At 70.1% G+C, this 23,208-nt stretch carries 23 protein-coding genes; 21 read left to right on the top strand and 2 right to left on the bottom strand.

The features are described 5' to 3' along the window. Window positions 1–13: 13 nt before the first annotated feature. Window positions 14–1,120 carry an alpha/beta hydrolase gene (locus AC1DGC_RS16335; protein WP_478048353.1) on the bottom strand — a complete coding sequence of 369 codons (1,107 nt, stop codon included), beginning with the start codon at window positions 1,118–1,120 and terminating at the stop codon, window positions 14–16. A gap of 162 nt (window positions 1,121–1,282) precedes the next feature. Here AC1DGC_RS16335 and AC1DGC_RS16330 point away from each other — a divergent pair, with 162 nt between their 5' ends. The 8 genes from AC1DGC_RS16330 to thrC all read left to right on the top strand — a co-directional run bounded on the left by AC1DGC_RS16330 (window position 1,283) and on the right by thrC (window position 10,049). After that, window positions 1,283–1,504, top strand: a complete 222-nt coding sequence (locus AC1DGC_RS16330) for a hypothetical protein (RefSeq protein WP_394163692.1) — start codon at window positions 1,283–1,285, stop codon at window positions 1,502–1,504. Window positions 1,505–1,734: 230 nt separating this feature from the next. Continuing rightward, complete coding sequence (locus AC1DGC_RS16325) at window positions 1,735–2,184, top strand: PA2169 family four-helix-bundle protein (RefSeq protein WP_449335481.1); 450 nt, start codon at window positions 1,735–1,737, stop codon at window positions 2,182–2,184. 174 nt (window positions 2,185–2,358) lie between these two features. Then, window positions 2,359–2,637: a hypothetical protein gene (locus AC1DGC_RS16320; protein ID WP_310440123.1), complete on the top strand. Its 279-nt coding sequence runs from the start codon at window positions 2,359–2,361 to the stop codon at window positions 2,635–2,637. 540 nt (window positions 2,638–3,177) lie between these two features. Continuing rightward, on the top strand, window positions 3,178–3,897 hold the full coding sequence (locus AC1DGC_RS16315; protein WP_478048352.1) for a helix-turn-helix transcriptional regulator: 720 nt from the start codon (window positions 3,178–3,180) through the stop codon (window positions 3,895–3,897). A 72-nt stretch (window positions 3,898–3,969) separates the two neighbouring features. After that, window positions 3,970–4,917 (top strand): DMT family transporter, encoded by a 948-nt coding sequence (locus AC1DGC_RS16310; RefSeq protein WP_478048351.1) that lies wholly within the window; start codon window positions 3,970–3,972, stop codon window positions 4,915–4,917. Window positions 4,918–5,284: 367 nt separating this feature from the next. Next, complete coding sequence (gene thrA, locus AC1DGC_RS16305) at window positions 5,285–7,792, top strand: bifunctional aspartate kinase/homoserine dehydrogenase I (protein ID WP_478048350.1); 2,508 nt, start codon at window positions 5,285–5,287, stop codon at window positions 7,790–7,792. Further along, complete coding sequence (locus AC1DGC_RS16300) at window positions 7,792–8,721, top strand: homoserine kinase (protein WP_478048349.1); 930 nt, start codon at window positions 7,792–7,794, stop codon at window positions 8,719–8,721. The genes thrA and AC1DGC_RS16300 overlap by 1 nt, the downstream gene beginning before the upstream one ends. A gap of 32 nt (window positions 8,722–8,753) precedes the next feature. Continuing rightward, window positions 8,754–10,049, top strand: coding sequence for a threonine synthase (gene thrC, locus AC1DGC_RS16295; RefSeq protein WP_478048348.1), 1,296 nt, complete (start codon window positions 8,754–8,756; stop codon window positions 10,047–10,049). A gap of 58 nt (window positions 10,050–10,107) precedes the next feature. On the opposite strand, the gene AC1DGC_RS16290 is transcribed toward thrC, so the two are convergent. After that, window positions 10,108–10,863: a Crp/Fnr family transcriptional regulator gene (locus AC1DGC_RS16290; RefSeq protein WP_394163701.1), complete on the bottom strand. Its 756-nt coding sequence runs from the start codon at window positions 10,861–10,863 to the stop codon at window positions 10,108–10,110. A gap of 141 nt (window positions 10,864–11,004) precedes the next feature. Here AC1DGC_RS16290 and hisS point away from each other — a divergent pair, with 141 nt between their 5' ends. From hisS to AC1DGC_RS16225, 13 genes are all read left to right on the top strand, one after another. Further along, window positions 11,005–12,402 (top strand): histidine--tRNA ligase, encoded by a 1,398-nt coding sequence (hisS, locus tag AC1DGC_RS16285; RefSeq protein WP_478048347.1) that lies wholly within the window; start codon window positions 11,005–11,007, stop codon window positions 12,400–12,402. Next, window positions 12,399–12,698: a hypothetical protein gene (locus AC1DGC_RS16280; protein WP_478048346.1), complete on the top strand. Its 300-nt coding sequence runs from the start codon at window positions 12,399–12,401 to the stop codon at window positions 12,696–12,698. The genes hisS and AC1DGC_RS16280 overlap by 4 nt, the downstream gene beginning before the upstream one ends. A gap of 205 nt (window positions 12,699–12,903) precedes the next feature. Further along, window positions 12,904–13,224 (top strand): YerC/YecD family TrpR-related protein, encoded by a 321-nt coding sequence (locus AC1DGC_RS16275; RefSeq protein WP_259208585.1) that lies wholly within the window; start codon window positions 12,904–12,906, stop codon window positions 13,222–13,224. 11 nt (window positions 13,225–13,235) lie between these two features. Beyond that, a complete protein-coding gene (gene hisG, locus AC1DGC_RS16270) occupies window positions 13,236–14,147 on the top strand; it encodes an ATP phosphoribosyltransferase (RefSeq protein ID WP_478048345.1) in 912 nt (303 codons plus the stop codon). Then, a complete protein-coding gene (gene hisD, locus AC1DGC_RS16265) occupies window positions 14,144–15,439 on the top strand; it encodes a histidinol dehydrogenase (RefSeq protein ID WP_478048344.1) in 1,296 nt (431 codons plus the stop codon). The genes hisG and hisD overlap by 4 nt, the downstream gene beginning before the upstream one ends. Further along, window positions 15,436–16,527, top strand: coding sequence for a histidinol-phosphate transaminase (gene hisC, locus AC1DGC_RS16260; RefSeq protein ID WP_259208590.1), 1,092 nt, complete (start codon window positions 15,436–15,438; stop codon window positions 16,525–16,527). The genes hisD and hisC overlap by 4 nt, the downstream gene beginning before the upstream one ends. Beyond that, window positions 16,524–17,597: a bifunctional histidinol-phosphatase/imidazoleglycerol-phosphate dehydratase HisB gene (gene hisB / locus AC1DGC_RS16255; protein ID WP_394163713.1), complete on the top strand. Its 1,074-nt coding sequence runs from the start codon at window positions 16,524–16,526 to the stop codon at window positions 17,595–17,597. The genes hisC and hisB overlap by 4 nt, the downstream gene beginning before the upstream one ends. After that, window positions 17,594–18,196: an imidazole glycerol phosphate synthase subunit HisH gene (hisH, locus tag AC1DGC_RS16250; RefSeq protein ID WP_259208593.1), complete on the top strand. Its 603-nt coding sequence runs from the start codon at window positions 17,594–17,596 to the stop codon at window positions 18,194–18,196. The genes hisB and hisH overlap by 4 nt, the downstream gene beginning before the upstream one ends. Next, complete coding sequence (gene hisA, locus AC1DGC_RS16245) at window positions 18,193–18,927, top strand: 1-(5-phosphoribosyl)-5-[(5-phosphoribosylamino)methylideneamino]imidazole-4-carboxamide isomerase (RefSeq protein WP_478048343.1); 735 nt, start codon at window positions 18,193–18,195, stop codon at window positions 18,925–18,927. Before hisH ends, hisA begins: the two co-directional genes overlap by 4 nt. After that, window positions 18,921–19,697 (top strand): imidazole glycerol phosphate synthase subunit HisF, encoded by a 777-nt coding sequence (gene hisF / locus AC1DGC_RS16240; protein WP_259208595.1) that lies wholly within the window; start codon window positions 18,921–18,923, stop codon window positions 19,695–19,697. Before hisA ends, hisF begins: the two co-directional genes overlap by 7 nt. Continuing rightward, window positions 19,687–20,310, top strand: a complete 624-nt coding sequence (gene hisIE / locus AC1DGC_RS16235) for a bifunctional phosphoribosyl-AMP cyclohydrolase/phosphoribosyl-ATP diphosphatase HisIE (protein ID WP_394163715.1) — start codon at window positions 19,687–19,689, stop codon at window positions 20,308–20,310. The genes hisF and hisIE overlap by 11 nt, the downstream gene beginning before the upstream one ends. Window positions 20,311–20,403: 93 nt before the next feature. Further along, window positions 20,404–22,002: a calcineurin-like phosphoesterase C-terminal domain-containing protein gene (locus AC1DGC_RS16230; protein ID WP_259208597.1), complete on the top strand. Its 1,599-nt coding sequence runs from the start codon at window positions 20,404–20,406 to the stop codon at window positions 22,000–22,002. 154 nt (window positions 22,003–22,156) lie between these two features. Further along, the gene (locus AC1DGC_RS16225) at window positions 22,157–23,155 is read left to right on the top strand and encodes a glucokinase (protein ID WP_310440139.1); all 999 of its coding nucleotides are present in this window, start codon (window positions 22,157–22,159) and stop codon (window positions 23,153–23,155) included. Window positions 23,156–23,208: the final 53 nt, after the last annotated feature.

Below are 23,208 nucleotides of genomic sequence, written 5' to 3'. Positions count from 1 at the left end.
TGCCCATCGTGCCTCAGCGCGGCGGAGCAGGCAGCGTCGCCTCCAGGTGCCTGGCAAAGAACCGCGCCATCACCCGGTACGCCTGCTGGCTCTCCGGGAGCTTGGCATCCAGGTGGAAGGCATGGCCCAGGCCCTCCCACACATGCAGGTCCGATTCGCGCCCCAGGTCCACCAGCCGGCCGTGCATGTAGGCCACGTTGCTCAGCTCGGCGGCGCGGGTGGCGGTGATGAACAGGGTGGGCGGAAACTGCGCCAGCAGCGGCTCGGAGAATATCGGGGACACCAGCGGATCGCGGAAGTCGACATCGCCGTAATACAGGTCCTCCATGATCGGCAGGCTGCCGTCGGCATGTGGCAGCAGCGCGTCGTTGAGCGCGGCCATCACGTAGCGGGAATCACCGCCGTAACGGGCATCGCCGCCCGCGCAGAAGAGCCCGGCGGCGCCCGGCATCGGCAGTTTTTCCTTGGCGAACCAGGCCAGCGATTCACCGGTGAGCACGCCCCCGGCGGAGCAGCCGAACAGGCCAATGTGCCTGGCCGGCATCTGCTCGAGGGCGGCGCGGTACACGCTGGCCACGTCTTCGCTGACGGCGGGGAAGCGGTGCTCCGGGCCTTGCCGATACTCCACCGCCACGACGGTCATGCCAGTCATCGCCGCTACCGGGATCGCCTCAAGCAGGCCGAGGCTGTCGGCGCGGCCGAACACGAAGGCACCGCCATGCAGTTCGATCAGCAGGCGCCGCTGCGTCGGATCGGCCGGGGCACTGCGCGGTTGCACGCGCACCACGGGCACACCGTTCCAGGTTTCGTTGTGCAGCTCCACCGGGTAGCGCTTGCGCAGTTCGGCGATCTCGGCATACGCCCACTGGTCGGCGCCCGTGCGGATTGCCCCCAGCTGCGCGCGCACGGCGGTGTTGTCCAGCTTGGCGGTGGGATCGCCGTGGATCACGCCATTGCGAACGCTGGCCTGTGCTTCCGGGCTGAGGAAGGGCGAGATCGGCAGCGGGAAGGTGGGCACCTGGCGCGTGCCGTCGGCGTCGGGTGGGGTTGCCTGCGCGAGCGCGTCGCCGCCTGCAACCAGGCCAAGGACCAGCAGTGATATCCGTATCGACCTACCCATGGGCGGATCCAGCAGTAATGGAGGAGGTCGCACAGGATAGCCGCAAGCTGCGCGCGCCGCGTGCCGCACGGGGCGGCGGCGTGCGCAGCGCGTGGCGTCCTCGCGGGCTCGTGACGGCAGGCGGTGGATGCTGCAGGACGATACCCCGAAGGAGACCACTGAATGCACCACGATGCCATGCAGGAAACGGCCGCGCAGCGTCCGCTGTGCGCGCAGACACCCACGCCCGAGGTGCCGGTGCCACCGCCGGCACCGGTCGAAGAACCGGTGCGCGAAGACCCGCCCGCGCAGGAGCCGCCGACCGAGGTTCCGCCCGAGCGGGACCCGTCGCCGTCGACGCCGCCCATGGAAGATCCACCGCCGCCCGGCCATGCGCCGCATTGAGCGGCGAGCGCGCGCGAGGGGGGCATGTTTCATGCTGCCGGATGCGCCATGGCGGGCATATTCGTGACGGCGCCATGGCGCGGTCAACACGTCATGCAAACAACTGTTTTTCCGCGCGCACACCTCGCTGAACCGTCCGTTTTGGGTGTCACGCCGACTTCATTGCCGATGCGGAAAGGTGGACCCACCCAAGCACGGGCAAGCCCAAAGAAACACAGGAGCAGATCTCAGTGACTACCGAAACCAAGACCACGCACACCCTGAACGACCTGATCGAAATCGCCCGCGATGGCAAGGACTTCTACACCGAAGCCGCCGGCAAGGTGAAGGACGCGGAACTGTCCTCGCTGTTCACCCGCATCGCCGGGGTGAAGGACGAGATCGTGCGTTCGCTCAGCGCCAGCGTGCTGGCCGCCGGTGGCAAGCCGGCCGAGCACGGCACCGTGGTCGGCTCGATGCAGCAGTTCTACGGCAAGGTGCGCGCCACCCTGGGCGACACCCAGTACGGCTACGTGGCGGAACTGGAAGAATCCGAAGACCGTTTGCTGAAGGCGTTCAAGGACACCCTTACCGATGCGGACACCCCGCCGGCCGCGCGCCAGGAAGTGCAGCGCCTGCTGCCGCAGGTGCAGGAATGCCATGCGGTGATGCGCGATCGCAAGCACGCGATGAAGCAGTAATCCCACCCGCCCTGGTGCTTGCGCCAGGGCGTGGGTGAATGCGCGGGCCTCGCGCATGGACAGCCCCGGCACGCCCGGGGCTGTCGCTGTGTGGGGTCCGCACGGCCGCGTACGGGGCAGGAGGATTTGGTGCATACTCGATCGAAAGGGCTAGTTGGATCTGCTATGGAACACATGCGTTGGCTGACGCTTCGTCTTGGCAATAATCAATCCATCGGGCCCAAGGTTCTGTCGGACCTGTGGAGCAATGCCTGCGAAACAAACCAGTCGTCGGTGACCCGCGATACGATGCCGGGCAAGTCCACCTCGTATGCACTGCACGCGCCGCTGTCGCTGGCCTATCCCAAGCGTGCCGAGTTGCGCATGCGCAAGCTGCTCGAGGAAGCCGGCTACACCTTCACCCTGGGATCGTTGGCCGACCGGCCCGCGCCGCAGCCGATGCGGTCGCGCTGAATCAAGGCGGCGCCAGCCGCCGCAGCATGACGCGCTCCGGGAAGCCCCGTCGTGCGCCACAGGTTTTCCAGCGGCGACCCGCCCAGTCGGCGATACAGGCGCCCATCGTCGGCCGCAGTCCGCACGGACATATTCCGCACCCCCAGCACCGCCGCCTTGGCCATCAGGTCTTCGATCCGCGTGGCCGCCAGGCCTTGGCCGCGATGCGGGTCACTGACGTAGAGGCCGCCCAGGCGATGTTGGCGCCCGAGCCGCCCAGTGCATTCATGGGAGGTGAGCGGCGCGGCAGCCACCACTGGCTCGCCCCAGCGGCAGCGCCGTCGTGCAGAAAGACGTGCCGACGCTGGCATTCGTCGGCGGCACGCCGGCCAGGGACAGGGGGCCCCATTGCGCGACGTACCACGCCGGCACGATCGGGAATCGTTCGAGCACGGTAGCCGCCAGCCGCCAGCCGGCGCCCGGCACGGCGCGTGATTGCGTCGCGGGTTGGCCACCTGCAGACTCCTGCATACCGCCGCCTGCCGCCGTGCCTCCCGCTCCATGTCTGCCGCTGCCTTCAACCTGCGTCGTTACGACCGCTCATCGAGCGTGGACCGGCATGCGTTCGCGCAGTGGGTGGTGCCGGTGCGGGGCGAGTTGGCGTTCGAGCTGGAGGGGAGGGGCGCGCGCCTGGATGTGTGGCAGGGCGCATTCGTGGCGCCGGCGGCCGGACATGCGCAGGCTGCGCTCGATGACGACCGTTTCCTGATCGTCGACTGCCCGGCGGCGCTGTTCGACGATGACACGCTGCAGCGGCTGCACCGCCACCCGGTACTGGCGTTGCCGGTGCAGGTGCGCGCGATGGCGCAGCGGGTCTGCGCGCAACCGGAGCGGCTCGATGCCGACGTGGTGGCACGCGAGCTGCCGCTGCTGCTGCAGGCGTTTTCCCTGGCGGGCAGCGGCACGCGGCTGCAGGCGGTATGCGCGCAGATCGAGCGCCATCCCGGCCAGGCGTGGCCGGTGGAGCGGATCGCTGCGGAAGTGGGGGTCAGTGGCAGCCGGCTGCATGCGTTGTTCCGCCAGGCCTTCGGCATGAGTCCGCTGGCATGGCTCAGTGCCTGTCGGCTGCGCTGGGCACGTGGCCGCCTGGCCGAGGGCGACATGCCGATCGCCAGCATCGCCCAGCATGCCGGCTACTCCGAGCAGAGCGCGCTGACCCGGGCGTTGCGCCGCGAGTGGGGCATGACCCCGGCCGACTATCGCCGTCGTCACCGGCAGTAGCCTCGGTCAAGATTGGCCGCGCGCGCCTGCCTACACTGGCAGGCCTTTCCAGACCGGAGCCCGCGCACGCAGATGAATCGATCGATGGGAGTTGGCGTCGCCAACGGCATTGCCGCCGGCGCGCTGTGGGGTGTGGTGTTCCTGGCGCCGGCGATGCTGAGCCAGTTCAGTGCGGTGCAGCTGTCGGCCGGGCGTTACCTGGTGTACGGGCTGATCGCAGTGGCATTGCTGGCCCCGCGGTGGCGCGAGCTGCGCACGCGGATCGGCATGGCCGAATGGCGTGGGCTGCTGTGGCTCAGCCTGGCCGGCAACCTGGTCTATTTCGTGCTGCTGGCCAACGCGGTGCAGTGGGCCGGTGGTGCGGCGGCCTCGCTCATCGTCGGCCTGATCCCGGTGGTGGTCACGCTGGCCGGTGTGCGCGAGGCAGGCGCGGTGCCGCTGCGGCGATTGGCACCGGCGCTGCTGCTGTGCCTGCTCGGGGTGGGGCTGGTGGGCTACGAAGCGCTCCTGGCCGAGCACGCCGCCGGTTCCACCGGGCGCCGCCTGCTTGGGCTGCTGTGCGCGGTCGGTGCGCTGCTGTCCTGGGCGGTGTACTCCATCGGCAACAGCCGCTGGCTGGCGCGCCGGCCGGACCTGTCCGGGCACGACTGGTCGTTGCTGACCGGCGTGGCCACCGGCGGCCTGGCGCTGCTGCTGGTGCCCAGTGCATTCCTGGCGTCCGGCCCATCGCATCCCGCCACGGACTGGGGCGGGTTCTGGCTGATCAGCGCCGGCGTGGCGGTGGTTGCCTCGGTACTCGGCAACGCGTGCTGGAACCGCGCCAGCCGCAACCTGCCGCTGACCCTGACGGGCCAGATGATCGTGTTCGAGACCCTGTTCGCGTTGCTGTACGGGTTTGCCTGGCAGCGGCGCTGGCCGAGCACGATCGAGGTCGTGGCGATCGTCTGCCTGGTCTCCGGCGTGCTGATGTGCGCGCACGCGCACCGGCCGCCCCGCGCGGTGGCCGAGCACGTCGGCTGAGCAAACGACGGCGAGAGCCCCGCGATGCCTGGATGGTGTCATTCGCAACTTTTTTGCCGACGTTGCACGCCGATCGCGGCGCGGAATCTTTTGCGCTGCAACACTTGACAAGCCCCCCGGCGACGTAGTTTTCTTGGTCCATGGTCTCCATCGCCGCCACCGCCCCGCTGTCCAACGCCGCCCTTGCGGGCGGTCGGGCCGTGCCGCGCCAGACCACCGGTACCACCACCATTACCACCGTCACCACTCGCCCGGTGCGGCCCGTCGTCTTCGCGTAATTTCCGAACACAACGGCCCCGCACCCGGAACAGGTTGCGGGGGAGCACCTTCAGCCTGAGCCGACGCGGGGCCTCGAATCGAGGTCCACATGTCATCCGTCGCCGTCCCCGTTGCTGATTCCCCCGCCCCCGTCCTGCGGGCCGCCTCCACCGTCGTGCACAAGTTCGGTGGCACCTCGGTGGCCGATGCCGAGCGTTACCGCCACGTGGCCCAGTTGCTGCTGGCGCGCGACGACGCCGTGCAGGTCACGGTGGTCTCGGCGATGAAGGGCGTGACCGACGCGCTGATCGGCCTGGCCGGGCTGGCCGCGGATGACGCCCCGCAGTGGCGCGATGACTGGCACGCGCTGCGCGCTCGCCATCGCGGCGCGGCAGTGGCGCTGCTCGGCGAGCATGCCGGGCCCACCGTGGAATGGCTCGACGCGCGCTTTGCGCAGCTGGCCGACGTGCTGGGCGCGCTGGCGGTGATCGGCGAGCTGCCGGCCGAGGTGCTGGATCGCGTGCAGGGGCTGGGCGAGGTGTACTCGGCGCATCTGCTCGGGCACTACCTGCAGGGCCTGGGTGAAGACTGCGCGGTGCTGGATGCGCGTGACGTGCTGGTGGTGGACCGCGGCGAACTGGGCGTGGACGTGGACTGGGTGCAGAGTGCGCAACGCCTGGCCACCTGGCGGCAGGCGCATCCGCAGCGGCGGGTGGTGGCCACCGGCTTCGTCGCGCGGGACCGCCGTGACCGGATCACCACGCTGGGGCGCAACGGCAGCGACTACTCCGGCGCGATCTTCGCGGCGCTGTTCAATGCCGGCGAACTGCATATCTGGACCGACGTGGACGGGGTGCTCTCGGCCGATCCGCGGTTGGTGCCCGAAGCGGTGCAGCTGGAGGCGCTCAGCTACGACGAGGCCTGCGAGCTGGCCTATTTCGGGGCCAAGGTGGTGCACCCGCAGACGATGTCGCCGGCCATCGAGCGCGGCCTGCCGATCATCATCCGCAACACCTTCAACCCGGATCACCCGGGCACCCGGATCACCGCCGACCGCACCGTGGCCGGCCCGATCAAGGGCCTGACGCTGAGCCCGGACCTGGCCGTGCTGAACCTGGAAGGCACCGGGCTGATCGGCGTGCCCGGCACCGCCGAGCGCGTGTTCGCCGCGCTGCGCAACGCGCACGTATCGGTGGTGATGATCTCGCAGGGCTCCTCGGAGCATTCGATCTGCTGCGTGGTGCGGCAGGCCGAGGCCCTGCGCGCACGCGATGCGCTGCTGCAGGCCTTCGCCCACGAGCTGGGCCTGGGCCAGGTGCAGCGCGTGCAGCTCACCGACAACGTCAGCGTGCTGGCGGCGGTCGGCGATGGCATGGCCGGGCAGCCCGGCGTGGCCGCGCGCCTGTTCGAATCGCTGGGCCGCGCCCAGGTCAATATCCTGGCCATTGCGCAGGGCTCGTCCGAGCGCAACATCTCGGTGGCGGTGGACAGCCGCCACGCGACCAAGGCCCTGCGCGCGGCGCATGCCGGGTTCTGGCTGTCGCCGCAGACGTTCTCGGTGGGCGTGATCGGGCCGGGCAACGTGGGCGCGGCGCTGCTGGACCAGTTGCAGGCCGCGCAGGCGCACCTGCTTGGGCGTGCCAAGGTGGACCTGCGGTTGCGTGCGGTGGCCTCGCGCAGCCGCATGCTGCTCGACCAGCGCGGCGTGCACGGCGACTGGCGTGCCGCACTGGCCGGGCCGTCGCAGCCGACCGACCTGGAGGCCTTCACCGCGCACCTGCTGTCCGCGCACCTGCCGCACGCGCTGATCATCGACTGCAGCGGCAGCGCCGATGTGGCCGATCGCTATGCCGGCTGGCTGGCCGCTGGCATCCACGTGGTGACCCCGAACAAGCAGGCCGGTGCCGGGCCGCTGCCGCGCTACACCGCGATCCGCGAGGCGGCCGCCGCCAGCGGTGCGCGCTTCCGCTACGAGGCCACGGTGGGCGCCGGGTTGCCGGTGATCACCACGCTGCGCGACCTGGTCGACACCGGTGACGAAGTGCTGGCCATCGATGGCATCTTCTCCGGCACGCTGGCCTGGCTGTTCAACATGTACGACGGCCAGGTGCCGTTCTCGCAGCTGGTGGCGCAGGCACGTGGCATGGGCTACACCGAGCCGGACCCGCGCGACGACCTGTCCGGAGTGGACGTGGCGCGCAAGCTGGTGATCCTGGCGCGCGAAGCCGGACGCGAGCTGAGCCTGGAGCACGTGCAGGTGGAAAGCCTGGTGCCCGAGGTGCTGCGCCAGGCCAGCGTCGAGGACTTCATGGGCGGGCTGGATGCCGTCGATGCGGTGTTCGCCGAGCGCCTGGCCCAGGCCCGCGCGCGTGGCGCGGTGCTGCGCTACGTGGCGCGGTTGTCGGATGCGGGCGCGCAGGTGGGGCTGGTCGAGCTGCCGGCCACGCATGCCTTCGCCAACCTGCGCCTGACGGACAACGTGGTGCAGTTCACCACGCGTCGTTACTGCGAGAACCCGCTGGTGGTGCAGGGCCCGGGTGCCGGCCCGGAGGTCACCGCCGCCGGCGTGTTCGCCGATGTGCTGCGGGTGGCGGTGGGCGAGGGGGCGCGCCTGTGATGGCCGTGGCATCGGCGGTGGCGCGCGCGTTTTCGCCGGCGTCGGTAGGCAATGCGGCGGTGGGCTTCGACATCCTCGGGCATGCGATCGCCGGCGTCGGCGACACCGTCAGCGTGCGTCGCATCGACGCGCCTGAGGTGCGCATCGCCGCGATCCGTGGCACGCCGTTCGCGCTGCCGCTGCAGGCCCCGGACAACACCGCCGGGGCGGCACTGATCGCGCTGCGGGACGCACTGGCGCTGCCGTTCGGCTTCGAGATCGAGATCGACAAGGGCATCGCGCTGGGCTCGGGGATGGGCGGCTCGGCCGCCTCCTGCGTGGCCGCGCTGGTGGCCGCCAATGCACTGCTGGACACGCCATTGCCGCGCGCGGGGCTGTACCCGTTCGCGCTGGCCGGCGAGGCCGTGGCCAGCGGCGGCCGGCATGGCGACAACCTGGGGCCGATGCTGCTGGGCGGGTTGGTGCTGAGCACCGCCGAGCGACTGGTGCCGGTGCCGGTGCCCGACGCCTGGCACAGCCTGCTGGTGCATCCGGAGGCGGTGCTGGAAACGCGCCGGGCACGCGCCGCGTTGCAGGGCCACTACGCGCTGGGAGAGTTCGTGCAGCAGAGCGCCAATCTGGCGCTGGTGTTGTGTGGCTGCTTCAACGCCGACGCATCGCTGGTCCGTGCCGGCCTGCGTGACGTGCTGGTGGAGCCGCGCCGGGCGGGCCTGATTGCCGGCTTTGCCGCTGCACGCGATGCCGCGCTGGCGGGCGGCGCGATGGGCGCCAGCATCTCCGGTGCCGGCCCCAGTGTGTTCGCCTGGTTCGAACAGCGCACGCAGGCCGAGGCCGCGCAGGCGGCGGTGCAACGCGCGTTTGCCGAGGCTGGCTTCGACAGCCAGGGCTGGGTGTCGCCCTTGAACGCGCCCGGTGCGCAGTTGCTGTGATTCCCGATGTCCCTCTTCCCGCAGGATCTCCGATGAATTTTGTTTCCACCCGCCACGCCGCCCCGTCCGCAACGCTCAGCCAGGCCATCGCCGCGGGCCTGGCCCCCGATGGCGGGCTCTACGTACCCGCGCAACGCCCGCCGCCGCATGCCTGGCAGGCGCAGGGTTCGCTGGCCCAGGATGCCGCCGCGGTGCTGGCGCCGTTCTTTGACGGCGATGCGCTGGCACCGCAGCTGGCCGTGCTGTGCGAGCAGGCCTTCGACTTCCCTGCGCCACTGCGTGCGTTGAGCACGCCCGGTGACCACGTACTGGAACTGTTCCATGGCCCCACTGCGGCCTTCAAGGATTTCGGTGCACGCTTCCTGGCCGCCAGCCTTGCCCGGTTGCAGCAAGGCCAGGCGCGCGAGCTCACGATCGTGGTCGCCACCTCCGGCGATACCGGTGCGGCGGTGGCCGCCGCCTTCCATCGCCAGCCCGGCATCCGGGTGGTGGTGCTGTACCCGGACGGGCGCGTGTCGCCGCGCCAGGCGCACCAGTTGGGGTGCTTCGGCGACAACATCCAGGCCCTGCGCGTGGCCGGCTCGTTCGACGATTGCCAGGCGATGGTCAAGCAGGCGCTGGGCGACCGCGAGCTGCAGGCACGGGTGCCGCTGAGTTCCGCCAACAGCATCAGCCTGGGGCGCTGGCTGCCGCAGATGAGCTATTACGCGCACGCCGCGCTCAGCCACCAGGCCGCCTCGGGCAACGTCCTCAACCTGGTGGTGCCGACCGGCAACCTGGGCAACGCGATGGCCGCGGTGCTGGCGCGGGCGATGGGCCTGCCGCTGGGGCGCATCGCACTGGCCACCAACGCCAACGATGTCTTGCCGCGCTTCTTCCACGGCGGCGATTACCAACCGGTCGCCAGCGTGGCCACCCTGGCCAACGCCATGGACGTGGGCGCACCGAGCAACTTCGAACGCCTGCGCTGGCTGTACGCCGCCGACGACGCGGCGCTGCGCGCGGCCTTCCGGGTGGAGGCGGTGGACGATGCGGCGATCCGCGAGGTGATCACCCGGCGGCATGCGCAGGCAGGCGAGGTGTTCTGCCCGCATACCGCGACCGCCGTCGCGCTGCTGGAGACGATGCGGGCCGAAGGCGTGCAGGGCGACTGGGCGGTGGCGGCCACCGCGCATCCGGCCAAGTTCGATTCGGTGGTGGAGCCGTTGATCGGGCGTTCGCTGGCGGTGCCGGCTGCGCTGGCCGAGTTGCTGCAGCGGCCGGCGCATGCCGAGCCGTGCGCGCCGGCGTATGCGGCGTTGCGCGCGGTGCTGCTGCAGGGGCGGTAGGGCTGCACGATGCGCGGGCGAGCCGCCGGCCAGCCCGGCGCACCCGATGCGCCGCGGCTTATTCGTCGCCGGAGAGTGTGTGCAGGCCCGCTTCGTCCAGGATCTCGACGGTGTTCAGGTGGGGCAGGGCGATCAGGCCCTGCTGGCGCAGCTTGGTGAAGGTGCGGCTCACCGTTTCCATGGTCAGGCCGAGGTGGTCGGCGATGTCGCCACGGCCCATCGGCAGGGTCACGCGCAGGCCGTCGGCACCGAGCCGGGCTTCGCGCGCGGCCAGCCGCAGCAGGAAATCGGCCAGCTTTTCGGCCGGCTGCAGGCGCGCCAGTGACAAGGCCGCATCCTGCGCGTCATCCAGCGCCTGGCAGGCACGCTGCAGCAGCTTGCGCTCCAGGTGCGGGTAGCGTTGGCGCAGGTCTTTCATCTGCGGCAGGGTGACGCGGCAGACGCGGCTGTCGGCGATCGCTTCGATGTCGTAGCGGTGGTTGTCGCTGCCGGTCAGGCCAAGATAGTCGCCGGGCAGCACGAAGCCGCTGATCTGGCGGCGGCCATCGGCCAGGGTGCGGACCAGGCGCAGCGCACCGGCCGTCAAGGTATAGACATGTTGGCGCGGCTCGCCGCTGCGGGCCAGGGTGGCGCCCAGTGGCAGGGCCTGCGATACGGTTACCCGTTCCAGTGCCTGCACCTCGTCCGGGGACAGCGCCGAGCACACCGCGAGGTGGCGCACCGAGCAGTGCAGGCAGTCGCGCAGCGTCGAGCAGCCCGGGCTGGCAGGGTCTTCAACGGCGGAAAGGGCGTTACCGGAGTGGGGCCGGGTCATGTCGAACCAGGGAGCGGGGCCTGCTCATGATACTTCATGCGGCCGTTCACCCGGGCCGTGGCGCCGGCCTGCGGTCGCGCCGCCCGGCTGCGGCTAGAATATGCCGCTAGCTCATCCCCCCGATTCGCAGGAGTCCCGCAAGTGATCAAGCCCCGTACGCCGCCCGGCATCATGGAATTGCTGCCGCGCGAGCAGATCGCGTTCCAGCGCATGCTGGACGTCATCCGCCGCAATTACGAGCGGTTCGGGTTTCTGCCGGTGGAAACCCCGGTGTTCGAGTTGTCCGACGTGCTGCTGACCAAGTCCGGCGGCGAGACCGAGCGCCAGGTGTATTTCGTGCAGTCCACAGGCGCGCTGGCCAATGCCGCCGAAGCCGGCGACAAGACGCTGCCCGAGCTGGCCCTGCGCTTCGACCTGACCGTGCCGCTGGCCCGCTACGTGGCCGAGCACGAACATGACCTGACGTTCCCGTTCCGCCGTTACCAGATGCAGCGCGTGTACCGCGGCGAGCGTGCCCAGCGTGGCCGTTTCCGCGAGTTCTACCAGTGCGACATCGATGTGATCGGCAAGGACACGCTGAGCACGCGGTACGACGCCGAAGTGCTGGCGGTGATCCACGCGGTGTTCGCCGAACTGCGCATCGGTGATTTCTCGGTGCAGTTGAACAACCGCAAGCTGCTGCGCGGCTTCTTCGAAAGCCTGGGCGTGGCCGACGGCGAGCGCCAGCTGGCGGTGCTGCGTGAAGTGGACAAGCTGGACAAGCGCGGCGCCGATTACGTGCGCGAGACGCTGGTGGGCGAGGGCTTTGATATTCCGGCCGAGCAGGTCGAGCGCATCCTGGCCTTCGTCGCGGTGCGTTCCAGCAGCCACGCCGACGCGCTGGCGCAGCTGGACGCGCTGCTGGCCGACCCGGCCGCCAGCGACACGCTGAAGCTGGGCGTGGCCGAGCTGCGCGAAGTGCTGGAGCTGGTCAAGGCGCTGGGCGTGCCGGAGACCGCGTACTGCCTGAACTTCTCCATCGCCCGCGGCCTGGATTACTACACCGGCACGGTCTACGAGACCACGTTGACCGACCACCCGCAGATCGGCTCGATCTGCTCGGGCGGCCGTTACGAAGACCTGGCCAGCCATTACAGCAAGTCCAAGCTGCCGGGCGTGGGTATCTCCATCGGCCTGACCCGCCTGTTCTGGCAGCTGCGCGAGGCTGGCCTGATCGCCGGCATCGAGGACAGCAGCGTGCATGCGCTGGTGGCCCTGATGGACGACGCCAGCCTGCCGCAGTCGCTGGATATCGCCCGTCGCCTGCGCGTGGGTGGCATCAACGCCGAAGTGCAGATGGAGCCGAAGAAGATCGGCAAGCAGTTCCAGTACGCGGCGAAGGCGGGCATCCGCTTCGTGGTGTTGGCCGGTGAAGACGAGCTGGCGCGCGGCGTGGTGGCGGTGAAGGACCTGCTGCGCGAGCAGCAGTTCGAGGTCTCCCGCGAGGAGCTGGCCAGCACCCTGCAGGTGGAACTGGAGCAGGCCAAGGTCATGCCGTGAAGCCGGTAGCGGCAGGGGCACTGTTGCTGCTCCTGCTCTGCGCCTGCCGGAGCGATCCGTCGCTGCACAGCGATCGGATCGGCCCGGGGCAGTACCGGTTGGTGGTCGATCGCTGTCATGTGATCGACCCGGAGCAGCTTGAACAGGACCTGCGCACGTTGGCCGGCACGCTGTGTCCAGACGGGGCAGGGGCGCTGGACGCCCTGCAGCCGATCCCGAGCCGCCAGGGCGGCCTGTTGGGTGAGTGCCTGCGCGGCGGGGCAATGCGCGCCGAGGTGCGTTGCACGGTGCGATAGCGGCGTCTGTTGGTTGACTGGCGCCCGTCCGTTGCCTTCCATCTTCAGCTGTGCAGCCGACCATGGGTCGGCTCTACCCCCGACGCCCGCTACCGCGGGCGTTTTTCGTTTTCAGCGGCTGAACGGGTCCTTTGTGGACCCTGGGGCGGTTTGACCCAAGACCCTCGTTTGCGCTAATGTAATAGCACGCTATTACATTGATACGATGAAACTACGCCCCGCCCCCCGTGAAAAAGACGCCCAGGCCGATCTGGCCTCGCTGGCGCGCGCCTTTGCTGCCGTCACCGATCCCGAGGCGGTGACCGCGTTCCTGCGCGACCTGTGCACGCCGGCCGAGCTGGAGGCGCTGTCCGACCGCTGGAAGGTCGTGCCGCTGCTGCAGCAAGGGGTGCCGTATCGCGAGATCCATGAGTTGACCGGGGTCAGCGTGACCACCACCGGGCGCGTGGCGCGCTCGCTGGACCACGGCCACGGCGGCTATGCCGCTGCCATCGCCGCCACGCCGACCTCCCCCGAATCCGAGTAGAGACCTCCCCCATGAGTGCAACCCAGACCGCCCCGGCACGCGACCGGCTGCGTATCGCCATCCAGAAGAACGGGCGGCTGGCCGAGCCCGCGCGCAGCCTGCTGACCGCCTGCGGGCTCAGCTGGCGGCAGAGCCGCGACAAGCTGTTCTGCTACGGTGAATCGCTGCCGGTGGACCTGCTGCTGGTCCGCGATGACGACATCCCCGGCCTGATCGCCGATGGTGTGTGCGATTTCGGCATCGTCGGTCGCAATGAGCTGGACGAGCAGGGCGCTGCGCGCCGCCGGATCGGCCTGCCGGAGGCCTACCAGGCGCTGCGCGGCCTGAACTTCGGCCAGTGCCGCTTGATGCTGGCCGTGCCGGACGAATGGGAATGGACGGGCGTGGAGCAGTTGGCCGGCAAGCGCATTGCCACCAGTTATCCCGCGATCCTGGCCGACTGGCTGGCCGCACGGGGCGTGGACGCGCAGGTGGTGGAACTGTCCGGCTCGGTCGAAATCGCCCCGCGGCTGGGCACCGCCGATCTGATCTGCGACCTGGTCTCCAGCGGCGCGACGCTCGCGGCCAACCAGCTCAAGCCGGTGGAAACCCTGCTGGAAAGCGAAGCCGTGCTGGCCGGCCCGGTCCGCACGCCCGACGACGCCCGCGCCGGCCTGATGGCCATGCTGCTGCGTCGCCTCGATGGCGTGGTCAAGGTGCAGGACAGCAAGCTGCTGATGTTCCGCGCCGCCCTGGACCGGGTCTCCGAGCTGACCCGGCTGCTGCCGGACGCCGATCCGCTGGTGCAGTTGCCCGATGACGGCGGCCACCTGCGTTTGCAGACCATGTGCCACGGTGCGTTGACGTGGCAGCGGTTGGAGGACCTGGAGCGCGCGGGCGCGCAGGGCTTGATGGTGTTGAGCGTGGAGCGGTCGCTGGCATGAATCGTCTGACGTGGTCCCAATTGAATGCCGGCGCCCAGGCGCAGGCCCTGCAGCGCCCGGTCCAGGCCGTGGCGGCGCGTACCCGTGAATCGGTGGCGGGCTTGATCGCCGCGGTGCGCGCCGATGGCGATACGGCGCTGCGCGAGATCAGCCTGCGCTTCGATGGCGTGGCGCCGGCAAGCTTTGAAGTGGGCGAGGCCGAATTCGCCGCGGCCGAGCAGGCGGTGTCGGCCGAGCTGCGCCAGGCGATGACCGATGCCGCCGCGCGGATCCGCACGTTCCACCAAGCGGGCATGAGCCAGGGCTATGCGGTGGAGACCGCGCCGGGCGTGCGCTGCGAGCGCGTCGTGCGTCCGATCGGTCGCGTTGGCCTGTACGTACCGGCCGGCAGTGCGCCGCTGCCGTCGACCGCGCTGATGCTGGGCGTGCCGGCACAGCTGGCCGGCTGTCGCGAAGTGGTGCTGTGCACGCCGCCACGCAAGGACGGCAGCGCCGATCCGGCGGTGCTGGTGGCCGCCCGCCTGACCGGCGTGCACCGGGTGTTCAAGCTCGGCGGTGCGCAGGCGATCGCGGCGATGGCCTACGGCACCGACAGCGTGCCGGCCTGCGACAAACTGTTTGGCCCCGGCAACAGCTTCGTCACCGAAGCCAAGCAGCAGGTGGCGCAGGACGGTGCGGCGGCGATCGACATGCCGGCCGGTCCTTCGGAAGTGCTGGTGATCGCCGATGCGGGGGCCAATCCCGCGTTCGTCGCCGCCGACCTGCTGTCGCAGGCTGAACACGGTCCCGATTCGCAGGTCCTGCTGCTCACCGACGACGCGCAGATGCTGGCGCGGGTGGAAGCCGAGGTGCAGGCGCAGTTGGCCCGGCTCTCGCGTGCGGACATCGCCGCGCAGGCCCTGCAGGCGTCGCAGCTGATCCTGGTCGACACGCTGGAGCAGGCCTTCCAGATCAGCAATCGCTACGCGCCCGAGCACCTGATCCTGGCGCTGCGCGACCCGCGCGCCTGGCTGGCGCAGGTCGAGGCGGCCGGTTCGGTGTTCCTCGGCGACTACACGCCCGAAGCACTGGGCGACTACTGCAGCGGTACCAACCACGTCCTGCCGACCGCCGGCGCCGCACGCGCCTACAGCGGCGTGAGCGTGGCCAGCTTCCAGAACCTGATCAGCGTGCAGTCGGCCACCGCGCAGGGCATCGCCGCGATCGGCGGCTGCGCGCGCGTGCTGGCCCGTGCCGAAGGGCTGGATGCGCACGAAAATGCCGTCGCCCTGCGCATGGAGGCTGCGGCATGAGCGCCGCCTCGTCGGTGATGGCGCTGGTGCGCCCGGACCTGCAGGCGTTCGCGGGCTATTCGTCCGCGCGCAGCAGTGCGCTGGTGGGCGATGTGTGGCTCAACGCGAACGAGTCGGCCTGGGCCAACCCGGCGGACAGCGAAGGCCGCGCACGGCGTTACCCGGACCCGCAACCGGCCGCGCTGCGGGCACGCCTGGCCGACCTGTACAAGTGCACGCCCGAGCAGTTGCTGATCGGGCGTGGCAGCGATGAAGCGATCGACCTGCTGGTGCGCGCGCTGTGCGAGCCCGGTCGTGACGCGGTGCTGGTCACCCCGCCGGTGTTCGGCATGTACGCGGTCTGTGCACGGCTGCAGAACGCGCCGCTGCTGGAGGTGCCGCTGCGCGATGACGGTGAGGCGCTCAATGCCGATCTCGACGCGGTGATCGCCACGGCGCTGGCGGGCAATGCCAAGCTGGTGTTCCTGTGCTCGCCATCCAACCCCGCCGGCAGCACGATCGCGCTCGATCAGATTGAGCGCGTGGCGCGCGCGCTGCAGGGCAGGGCACTGGTGGTGGTCGACGAGGCCTATGCCGAGTACGCGGCGCTGCCATCGGCGGTGTCGCTGCTGGCCACGCATGACAACGTGGCCGTGCTGCGCACGCTGTCCAAGGCGCATGCGCTGGCCGCGGCGCGGATCGGCAGCCTGATCGCCGCGCCCGCACTGATCGCGCTGCTGCGCCGGTGCCAGGCACCGTATCCGATTCCCGGCCCGTGCGCCGATCTGGCCCTGGCCGGGCTGAGCGACAGCAACCTGCAGCTCACCGCCTCGCGCGTGGAGCGGATCAAGGCCGAGCGCAGCCGTCTGCAACTGGCCCTGGCGGTGCTGCCGGGCGTGCTCCGGGTGTATCCCTCGCAGGGCAACTACCTGCTGGTCCGCTTCGCCGACGCGCAGCAGGCCTTCGACGCGCTGCTCGATGCGGGCGTCGTGGTGCGCGACCAGCGCGCCGCGCCACAGCTGCACGACGCGCTGCGCATCACCGTGGGCAGCACCCTGGAGAACGACCGCGTGCTCAGTGCGCTGGCGGCACGGAGGGTTGCCGCATGACGCCCATCCTGTTCGTCGACCGTGACGGCACCCTGATCGAAGAGCCGGCCGATTTCCAGATCGATGCCTACGAAAAGATCCGCTTCGTCCGCGACGTGATCCCGGCCATGCGCAAACTGCGCGATGCCGGCTACCAGTTCGTGATCGTCAGCAACCAGGACGGGCTCGGCAGTGAAGGCTATCCGCAGGCCAGTTTCGATGGCCCCAACGACCTGATGCTGCAGATCTTCGCCAGCCAGGGCATCGAGTTCCGGGATGTGCTGATCGACGGTACCTGGCCGCACGACAACGCGCCCACGCGCAAGCCCGGCATCGGCATGATGCTGCCCTACCTGCAGGACCGCAGCATCGACTGGACGCGCTCGGCGATGGTCGGTGACCGCCCCACCGACATCCAGTTCGCCGAGAACATGAACATCCGCGGCTTCCAGCTGCGCACCGAGCAGTTCGGCGGCGAGTGGGACTGGAATGCGATCGCCCACGAGCTGGCCGATGCGCCGCGTCGCGCCACCGTGCAGCGCAATACCAAGGAAACCAGGATCCGGGTGGAGGTCGACCTGGACCGCACCGCCGAGCCGCAGACCCACACCGGGCTGCCGTTCTTCGACCACATGCTGGAGCAGATCGGCAAGCACGGCGGTTTCGCCTTGAGCGTGCAGGCCGAGGGCGACCTGCACATCGACGAGCACCACACCATCGAGGATACCGGCCTGGCGTTGGGGCAGGCATTGCGCGAGGCGCTGGGCGACAAGCGCGGCATCGGCCGCTACGGCTTCACCCTGCCCATGGACGAGACCCTGGCCAGTGCCGCGCTGGATTTCAGCGGGCGCCCGTATTTCGTGTTCAACGGCGAGTTCAAGCGCGAGCGCGTGGGCGACATGCCGACCGAGCTGGTGCCGCACTTCTTCCGCTCGCTGTGCGATGCGGCCGGCCTCAACCTGCACCTGAGCGTGCACGGCGACAACGACCACCATAAGGTCGAGGCGTGCTTCAAGGCGCTGGCGCGGGCATTGCGCCAGGCGCTGCCGCGGCAGGGCACCGCGTTGCCCAGCACCAAGGGGGCGCTGTGAGCGAGGTCGCGCTGATCGATGCCGGCGGCGCCAACCTGGGCTCGGTGCGCTACGCACTGGAGCGGCTGGGCGTGCAGGTACGGCTGGTACGCGATGCCAAGGGTCTGCAGGGCGTGTCGCGGGTGATCCTGCCCGGGGTGGGCGCCGCGCCGCATGGCATGGCACGGCTGCATGCGCAGGACCTGGTGCAGCCGCTGCGCGAGCTGCAGGTGCCGCTGCTGGGCATCTGCCTGGGCATGCAGTTGCTGTTCGAGGGCTCCGAGGAAGGTCACGTGGAGTGCCTGGGCCTGCTGCCCGGCGTGGTCCGCCACCTGCACCCGGCCACTGGGATCCGCGTGCCGCACATGGGCTGGAACCGGCTGCTGCCGCTGCGCGAGTCGACCCTGCTGGCGGGCGTGCCCGAGCGTGCCAGCGCGTATTTCGTGCACAGCTACGCCGCCCCGCTGGGCGAGCACACCGTGGCGGCCTGCGACCACGGTGGCCTGTTCGCGGCCGTGGTGCAGCGCGGCCGCCACAGCGGCGCGCAGTTCCATCCCGAGCGATCGGCCGCCACCGGCGCGCGGATCCTGCAGAACTTCATCGAGAACCCGCCGACATGAGTTTTACCGTCTATCCCGCCCTGGATATCCGCGAGGGCCGCGTGGTGCGGCTGCTGCAGGGCGACTATGCCCGGCAGATCACCTACGGCGACGACCCGTTGCCGCGTGCGCAGGCGTTCGCCGCCGCCGGGGCCACGTGGATGCACCTGGTCGACCTGGATGCGGCGCGGGCGGGCGGTTACACACTGTCACCGCTGCTGTCGGCCATTGCGCAGCAGACCCCGCTGCAGGTGCAGACCGGTGGCGGCGTGCGCTCGCGCGACGACGTCGCGCGCATCCTCGACGCCGGCGCCGCCCGCGTGGTGGTTGGCTCGGTGGCGGTGCGTGAGCCGGAGACGGTGATCGGCTGGCTGGCCGAGTTCGGCGCGGAGCGGCTCACCCTTGCGCTGGATGCGCGCCAGGCCGAGGACGGCCGCTGGCTGCTGCCCGTGCATGGCTGGACCGAGACCGCCGAGGCTACCCTCGACGCGCTGGCCACCCGGTTCGCCCAGGCCGGCATGCGTCACCTGCTGTGCACCGATATCGCCCGCGATGGGATGCTGTCCGGGCCCAACATCGGGCTGTACCAGCACCTGGCGGCATTGCTGCCGGGCGTGGCCGTGCAGGCCTCCGGTGGCGTGCGCAGTGCCGCCGACGTGGCCGACGCCAAGGCCGTGGGATGTGGCGGCGCGATCCTCGGCAAGGCGCTGCTGGAAGGCCGCATGACCCTGGAAGGAGCGCTGGCATGTTGAGCCGGCGGCTGATTCCCTGCCTGGACGTGCGCGATGGCCGCGTGGTCAAGGGCGTGCGCTTCCGCGACCACGTGGACATGGGCGACATCGCCGAGCTGGCACTGCGCTACCGCGACCAGGGCGCCGACGAGCTGGTGTTCTACGACATCGGCGCCAGCCCGGAAGGGCGCGCGGTGGACGTGGGCTGGATCGAGCGCATCGCCCGGCTGATCGACATTCCGTTCTGCGTGGCCGGCGGCATCTCCGATGTGGAAACCGCGCGCCGGGTGCTGTATGCCGGCGCCGACAAGATCTCCATCAATTCGCCGGCGCTCGGTCGCCCCGCGCTGATCGAGGAGCTGGCCGACGCGTTCGGCGTGCAATGCGTGGTGGTCGGCATCGACTCGGTGCGCGAGGCCGACGGCGAGTGGCGGGTGCGCCGCTTCAGCGGCGACCCCGACAAGACCCAGGCCGTGCCGCTGCGCACGCTGGACTGGCTGGTGGAGGCGCAGCGCCGCGGGGCCGGCGAGATCGTCTTGAATTGCATGGACAGCGACGGCGTGCGGCGTGGTTATGACGTAGCCCAGCTGCGCCAGGCGCGTGCGCTGTGCCATGTGCCGCTGATCGCCTCCGGCGGTGCTGGCGAGATGCAGCACTTCGTCGATGTGTTCGACCAGGCTGACGTCGACGGCGCCCTGGCCGCCAGTGTTTTCCACAGTGGCGCCATCGCCATTCCCGCGCTCAAGCAGTTCCTGCGCGCGCAGCAGATCGAGGTTCGAGATGTCTATTGAGGTATTGCCGTCGCGCGAGGCGCTGGCCGGGTTGGACTGGAACAAGGGCGATGGCCTGCTGCCGGTGGTGGTGCAGGACGCCGACAGCCTGGCGGTGCTGATGCTGGGCTACGCCAGTGCCGAGTCGCTGGAGCTGACGCTGGTCACCGGCCACATGACCTTCTACAGCCGCAGCAAGCAGCGCCTGTGGACCAAGGGCGAGTCGTCGGGCAACGTGCTGGCGGTGGTGGCGGTGCGCATCGATTGCGACAACGACACCCTCCTGGTGAGCGCGCGCCCGGCCGGCCCGACCTGCCACACCGGCAGTGAAAGCTGCTTCGAGCGGGCCCCGGGCAATTTCCTGGGCCGGCTCGATGCGCTGGTGCAGCAGCGTGACCAGCAACGTCCGGCGGGCAGCTACACCACGCGCCTGTTCGAGGACGGCATCCGCCGCATCGCGCAGAAGGTGGGCGAGGAGGGCGTGGAAACCGCGCTGGCTGGCGTGGTCCAGGACGATGCCGCCCTGCTGGGCGAATCGGCCGACCTGCTGTTCCACCTGATCGTGCTGCTGCGCGCACGCGGGCTGTCGCTGGATGACGCCGTGCAGGTGCTGGCGACGCGCCACGCGCGCTGAGCACGTCGAGGCGCGCCGTTTAACGTCGGTGAAACGCGGCACACGCGATGATGTGCCGCTTTACAATCACCCACCCCCGAACGGACCGTCCCGATGACCCGCACCGCTGCCTGGCTGGCCTGCCTGCTGTTGACCACCGCACCCGCCCTGGCCGCCGAGGTGACCGTCACCGGCAAGGTCTACCAGGAACGCGACGGCAAGCCCGGGCGCGGCCCCACGGATCCGGGCATGGGCGGAGTGCAGGTTTCCAATGGCGAGACGATCGTGCGTACCGCCGCCGATGGCAGCTACAGCCTGCCGGTGCGCGAAGGCCAGACCGTGTTCGTGATCAAGCCGGACGACTATCGCTTCCCGGCGGCGGCCAACGGCCTGCCGGCCTACTGGCGGCATTACGCGCCCCAGGGGTCGCCGCGCCTGAAGTACGACGGCATCCACGCCACCGGCAGCGCCACCCGCAACTGGGATTTCGCGCTGGAGCCGGCCAAGGGCAGCGATGCGGCGCGGTCCGGTTTCGAGATGCTGGTGTTCACCGATTCGCAGACCGCCAGCCGCCAGGACATCGACTACTACCAGCGCGCCATCGTCGAACCGATCATCGGCAAGCATCCGGCCCGGCTGGGCACCACGCTGGGCGACATCGTCAATGACGATCTGGGCCTGTACCCGGCCATCAACAAGGTCACCGCGCAGCTGCAGGTGCCCTGGTTCCATGTGCCGGGCAACCACGACCTGGATATGGACGCCGGCGATGACCGCCACTCGCTGGACAGCTGGCGCGCGGTGTACGGCCCGGATACCTATGCGGTCGAGGAAGGCGGCGCCAGCTTCGTGTTCCTCGACGACGTGGTGTACGACCCTGCCGCCAAGCCGAGCTACGTCGGTGGCCTGCGCCCGGACCAGTTGACCTTCCTCGGCAACTACCTCAAGGGCCTGCCACGCGATCGGCTGGTGGTGTTGGGCATGCATATCCCGCTGTTCGATGCCGCGCCGGGCCGCGAAACCTTCCGCCATGCCGACCGGACGCGCCTGTTCGCGCTGCTGAAGGACTTCCCCAACGTGCTGGTGCTCAGCGGCCACAGCCACACCCAGCAGCACTATTACCACGGCGCCGCCGAGGGCTGGCAGGGCAGCAAGCCGCTGCACGAGTACAACGTCGGCGCGGCGTGCGGTGCATTCTGGTCCGGGGTGAAGGACAGCAACGGGATTCCGGACGCCACCATGAGCGACGGCACTCCCAACGGCTATGCGCTGCTCTCGGTCAAGCCGGGTGGCGCGTACAGCCTGCGCTACTACGTCGCGCGGGCGCCGGATGACTACCAGATCGCCCTGCACGCGCCGAAGGTGCTGCGCAAGGATGCCTATCCGGCCTGGGGCGTGTACGCGAACGTGTTCATGGGCCAGGCCGACACCCAGGTGGAGTTCCGGGTGGACAATGGCGCCTGGCAGCCGATGAAGCGCGTGGAGCAGCCGGATCCGCGCCTGCTGGTGGAAAACGTCGCAGACGACGAGGCAGAGCGACTGCGCGGCTTCGACCGCTCGCCGGAGGCCACGCCGTCGCCGCACCTGTGGCGGGGGGCGCTGCCCACGAACCTGGCCGCCGGGGCGCACAAGGTGGATGTGCGTGCGATCCATGCCGACGGCCCCACCGCCACGGCCAGCACCAGCTACCGGCTGCAGGTCGCCAAGCCCTGATGGCGCATACGCCCCTGTACGGCACCGCGCGCTTTGCAAAGCCCGAAGGATCGCCGAAAATCGCGCCGAGTTATTCGATCCCAGCCAAGGCCTGCGAGTGAGCGTTGCGGTACCGTTCCCGGAACACATTCCGGCCCCTTCCGGCGCGCCCTCGGTGGTGACGCCCGGCCTGCCGCCGCAGTCCGGGCCGATCATCGTCGCCGACGTCGGCGGCACCTTCGCCCGTGTCGCGCTGGCGCAGTTGCCTCCCGGCCAGCCGCCGCAGCTGACCGGGCTGCGCCGTTACGAGTGCGCCAGCTACCCCAGCCTGGCCGCGATCCTGGCCGATTTCATCGCCGTCAGCGGGCACGCGCTGGATACCGCGGTGGTGGCCATTGCCGGCTTGTTGGAAGGCGACCACCTGGTCAACACCAACCTGCCCTGGGCAGTGTCGGTGCAGGCGACGCAGGCGCAGGCGCGGTTGCGCTCACTGGCGTTGATCAACGATTTCGAGGCGGTGGCCTACGCCATCCCGCACGTGCAGGCCGACACCCTTGCCGCACTCAACGGCGACCCCGATGCGCTGCCGTCGTGGCCGGCGCTGGTGCTTGGTCCGGGCACCGGGCTCGGCGCGGCACTGCGTTTCCAGGGCGGCGAACAGCCGGTGCTGGCCAGCGAAGCCGGGCATGCCGCGCTCACTGCGGTGACCGCGCTGGAGATGGACATCCTGGCCCGCATGCAACAGCGTTGGGAGCATGTGGACCAGGAGCGGATCCTGTCCGGCAGCGGCCTGATGAACCTGTATCCGTGCCTGTGCGACATCCGCGGGGCCAGCCCGCGCTGGCAGTCCACCGAAGCGCTGATCGCCGCGGCGCACGCGGGCGAGGACCCGCTCGCGGTGGAAACGCTGGAGGTGTTCAGCGCCTGGCTGGGCAGCCTGGCCGGCGACCTGGCGATCACCTTCGGCGCGCGCTCGGTCTACCTGGTCGGCGGGATCCCGCCGCGGATCGCGCATTTCCTCCATGCCGGCGGTTTCCGCGCACGGTTCCTGGCAAAAGGCGTGATGGGACGGGTGCTGGCGCAGGTGCCGGTGTGGCGGGTGGAACACGGCGAACTGGGCATGCTCGGCGCCGCGGTATGGCAGGCGGCACGGCGCGACCGCGCGGCGGCCTGAGGCGAGCCCGGCCGACGCCGGGCGCTGTAACCCCATAGGGCAGGGAGAGGTTT

Source organism: Stenotrophomonas sp. 05N37, from assembly GCF_056397365.1.
This window is presented reverse-complemented; position numbering and strand designations above follow the sequence as displayed.

What these genes read in the sequence shown, in the direction of transcription:
- hisG (WP_478048345.1), top strand. Translation starts at nt 13,236, where the DNA reads ATGAGTGCAACCCAGACCGCCCCGGCACGCGACCGGCTGCGTATCGCC.
- hisC (WP_259208590.1), top strand. Translation starts at nt 15,436, where the DNA reads ATGAGCGCCGCCTCGTCGGTGATGGCGCTGGTGCGCCCGGACCTGCAG.
- AC1DGC_RS16335 (WP_478048353.1), bottom strand. Translation starts at nt 1,120, where the DNA reads ATGGGTAGGTCGATACGGATATCACTGCTGGTCCTTGGCCTGGTTGCA.
- thrC (WP_478048348.1), top strand. Translation starts at nt 8,754, where the DNA reads ATGAATTTTGTTTCCACCCGCCACGCCGCCCCGTCCGCAACGCTCAGC.
- AC1DGC_RS16315 (WP_478048352.1), top strand. Translation starts at nt 3,178, where the DNA reads ATGTCTGCCGCTGCCTTCAACCTGCGTCGTTACGACCGCTCATCGAGC.
- hisD (WP_478048344.1), top strand. Translation starts at nt 14,144, where the DNA reads ATGAATCGTCTGACGTGGTCCCAATTGAATGCCGGCGCCCAGGCGCAG.
- AC1DGC_RS16290 (WP_394163701.1), bottom strand. Translation starts at nt 10,863, where the DNA reads ATGACCCGGCCCCACTCCGGTAACGCCCTTTCCGCCGTTGAAGACCCT.
- AC1DGC_RS16300 (WP_478048349.1), top strand. Translation starts at nt 7,792, where the DNA reads ATGGCCGTGGCATCGGCGGTGGCGCGCGCGTTTTCGCCGGCGTCGGTA.
- AC1DGC_RS16320 (WP_310440123.1), top strand. Translation starts at nt 2,359, where the DNA reads ATGCGTTGGCTGACGCTTCGTCTTGGCAATAATCAATCCATCGGGCCC.
- AC1DGC_RS16330 (WP_394163692.1), top strand. Translation starts at nt 1,283, where the DNA reads ATGCACCACGATGCCATGCAGGAAACGGCCGCGCAGCGTCCGCTGTGC.
- AC1DGC_RS16275 (WP_259208585.1), top strand. Translation starts at nt 12,904, where the DNA reads ATGAAACTACGCCCCGCCCCCCGTGAAAAAGACGCCCAGGCCGATCTG.
- hisIE (WP_394163715.1), top strand. Translation starts at nt 19,687, where the DNA reads ATGTCTATTGAGGTATTGCCGTCGCGCGAGGCGCTGGCCGGGTTGGAC.
- hisA (WP_478048343.1), top strand. Translation starts at nt 18,193, where the DNA reads ATGAGTTTTACCGTCTATCCCGCCCTGGATATCCGCGAGGGCCGCGTG.
- hisF (WP_259208595.1), top strand. Translation starts at nt 18,921, where the DNA reads ATGTTGAGCCGGCGGCTGATTCCCTGCCTGGACGTGCGCGATGGCCGC.
- AC1DGC_RS16230 (WP_259208597.1), top strand. Translation starts at nt 20,404, where the DNA reads ATGACCCGCACCGCTGCCTGGCTGGCCTGCCTGCTGTTGACCACCGCA.
- thrA (WP_478048350.1), top strand. Translation starts at nt 5,285, where the DNA reads ATGTCATCCGTCGCCGTCCCCGTTGCTGATTCCCCCGCCCCCGTCCTG.
- AC1DGC_RS16310 (WP_478048351.1), top strand. Translation starts at nt 3,970, where the DNA reads ATGAATCGATCGATGGGAGTTGGCGTCGCCAACGGCATTGCCGCCGGC.
- hisB (WP_394163713.1), top strand. Translation starts at nt 16,524, where the DNA reads ATGACGCCCATCCTGTTCGTCGACCGTGACGGCACCCTGATCGAAGAG.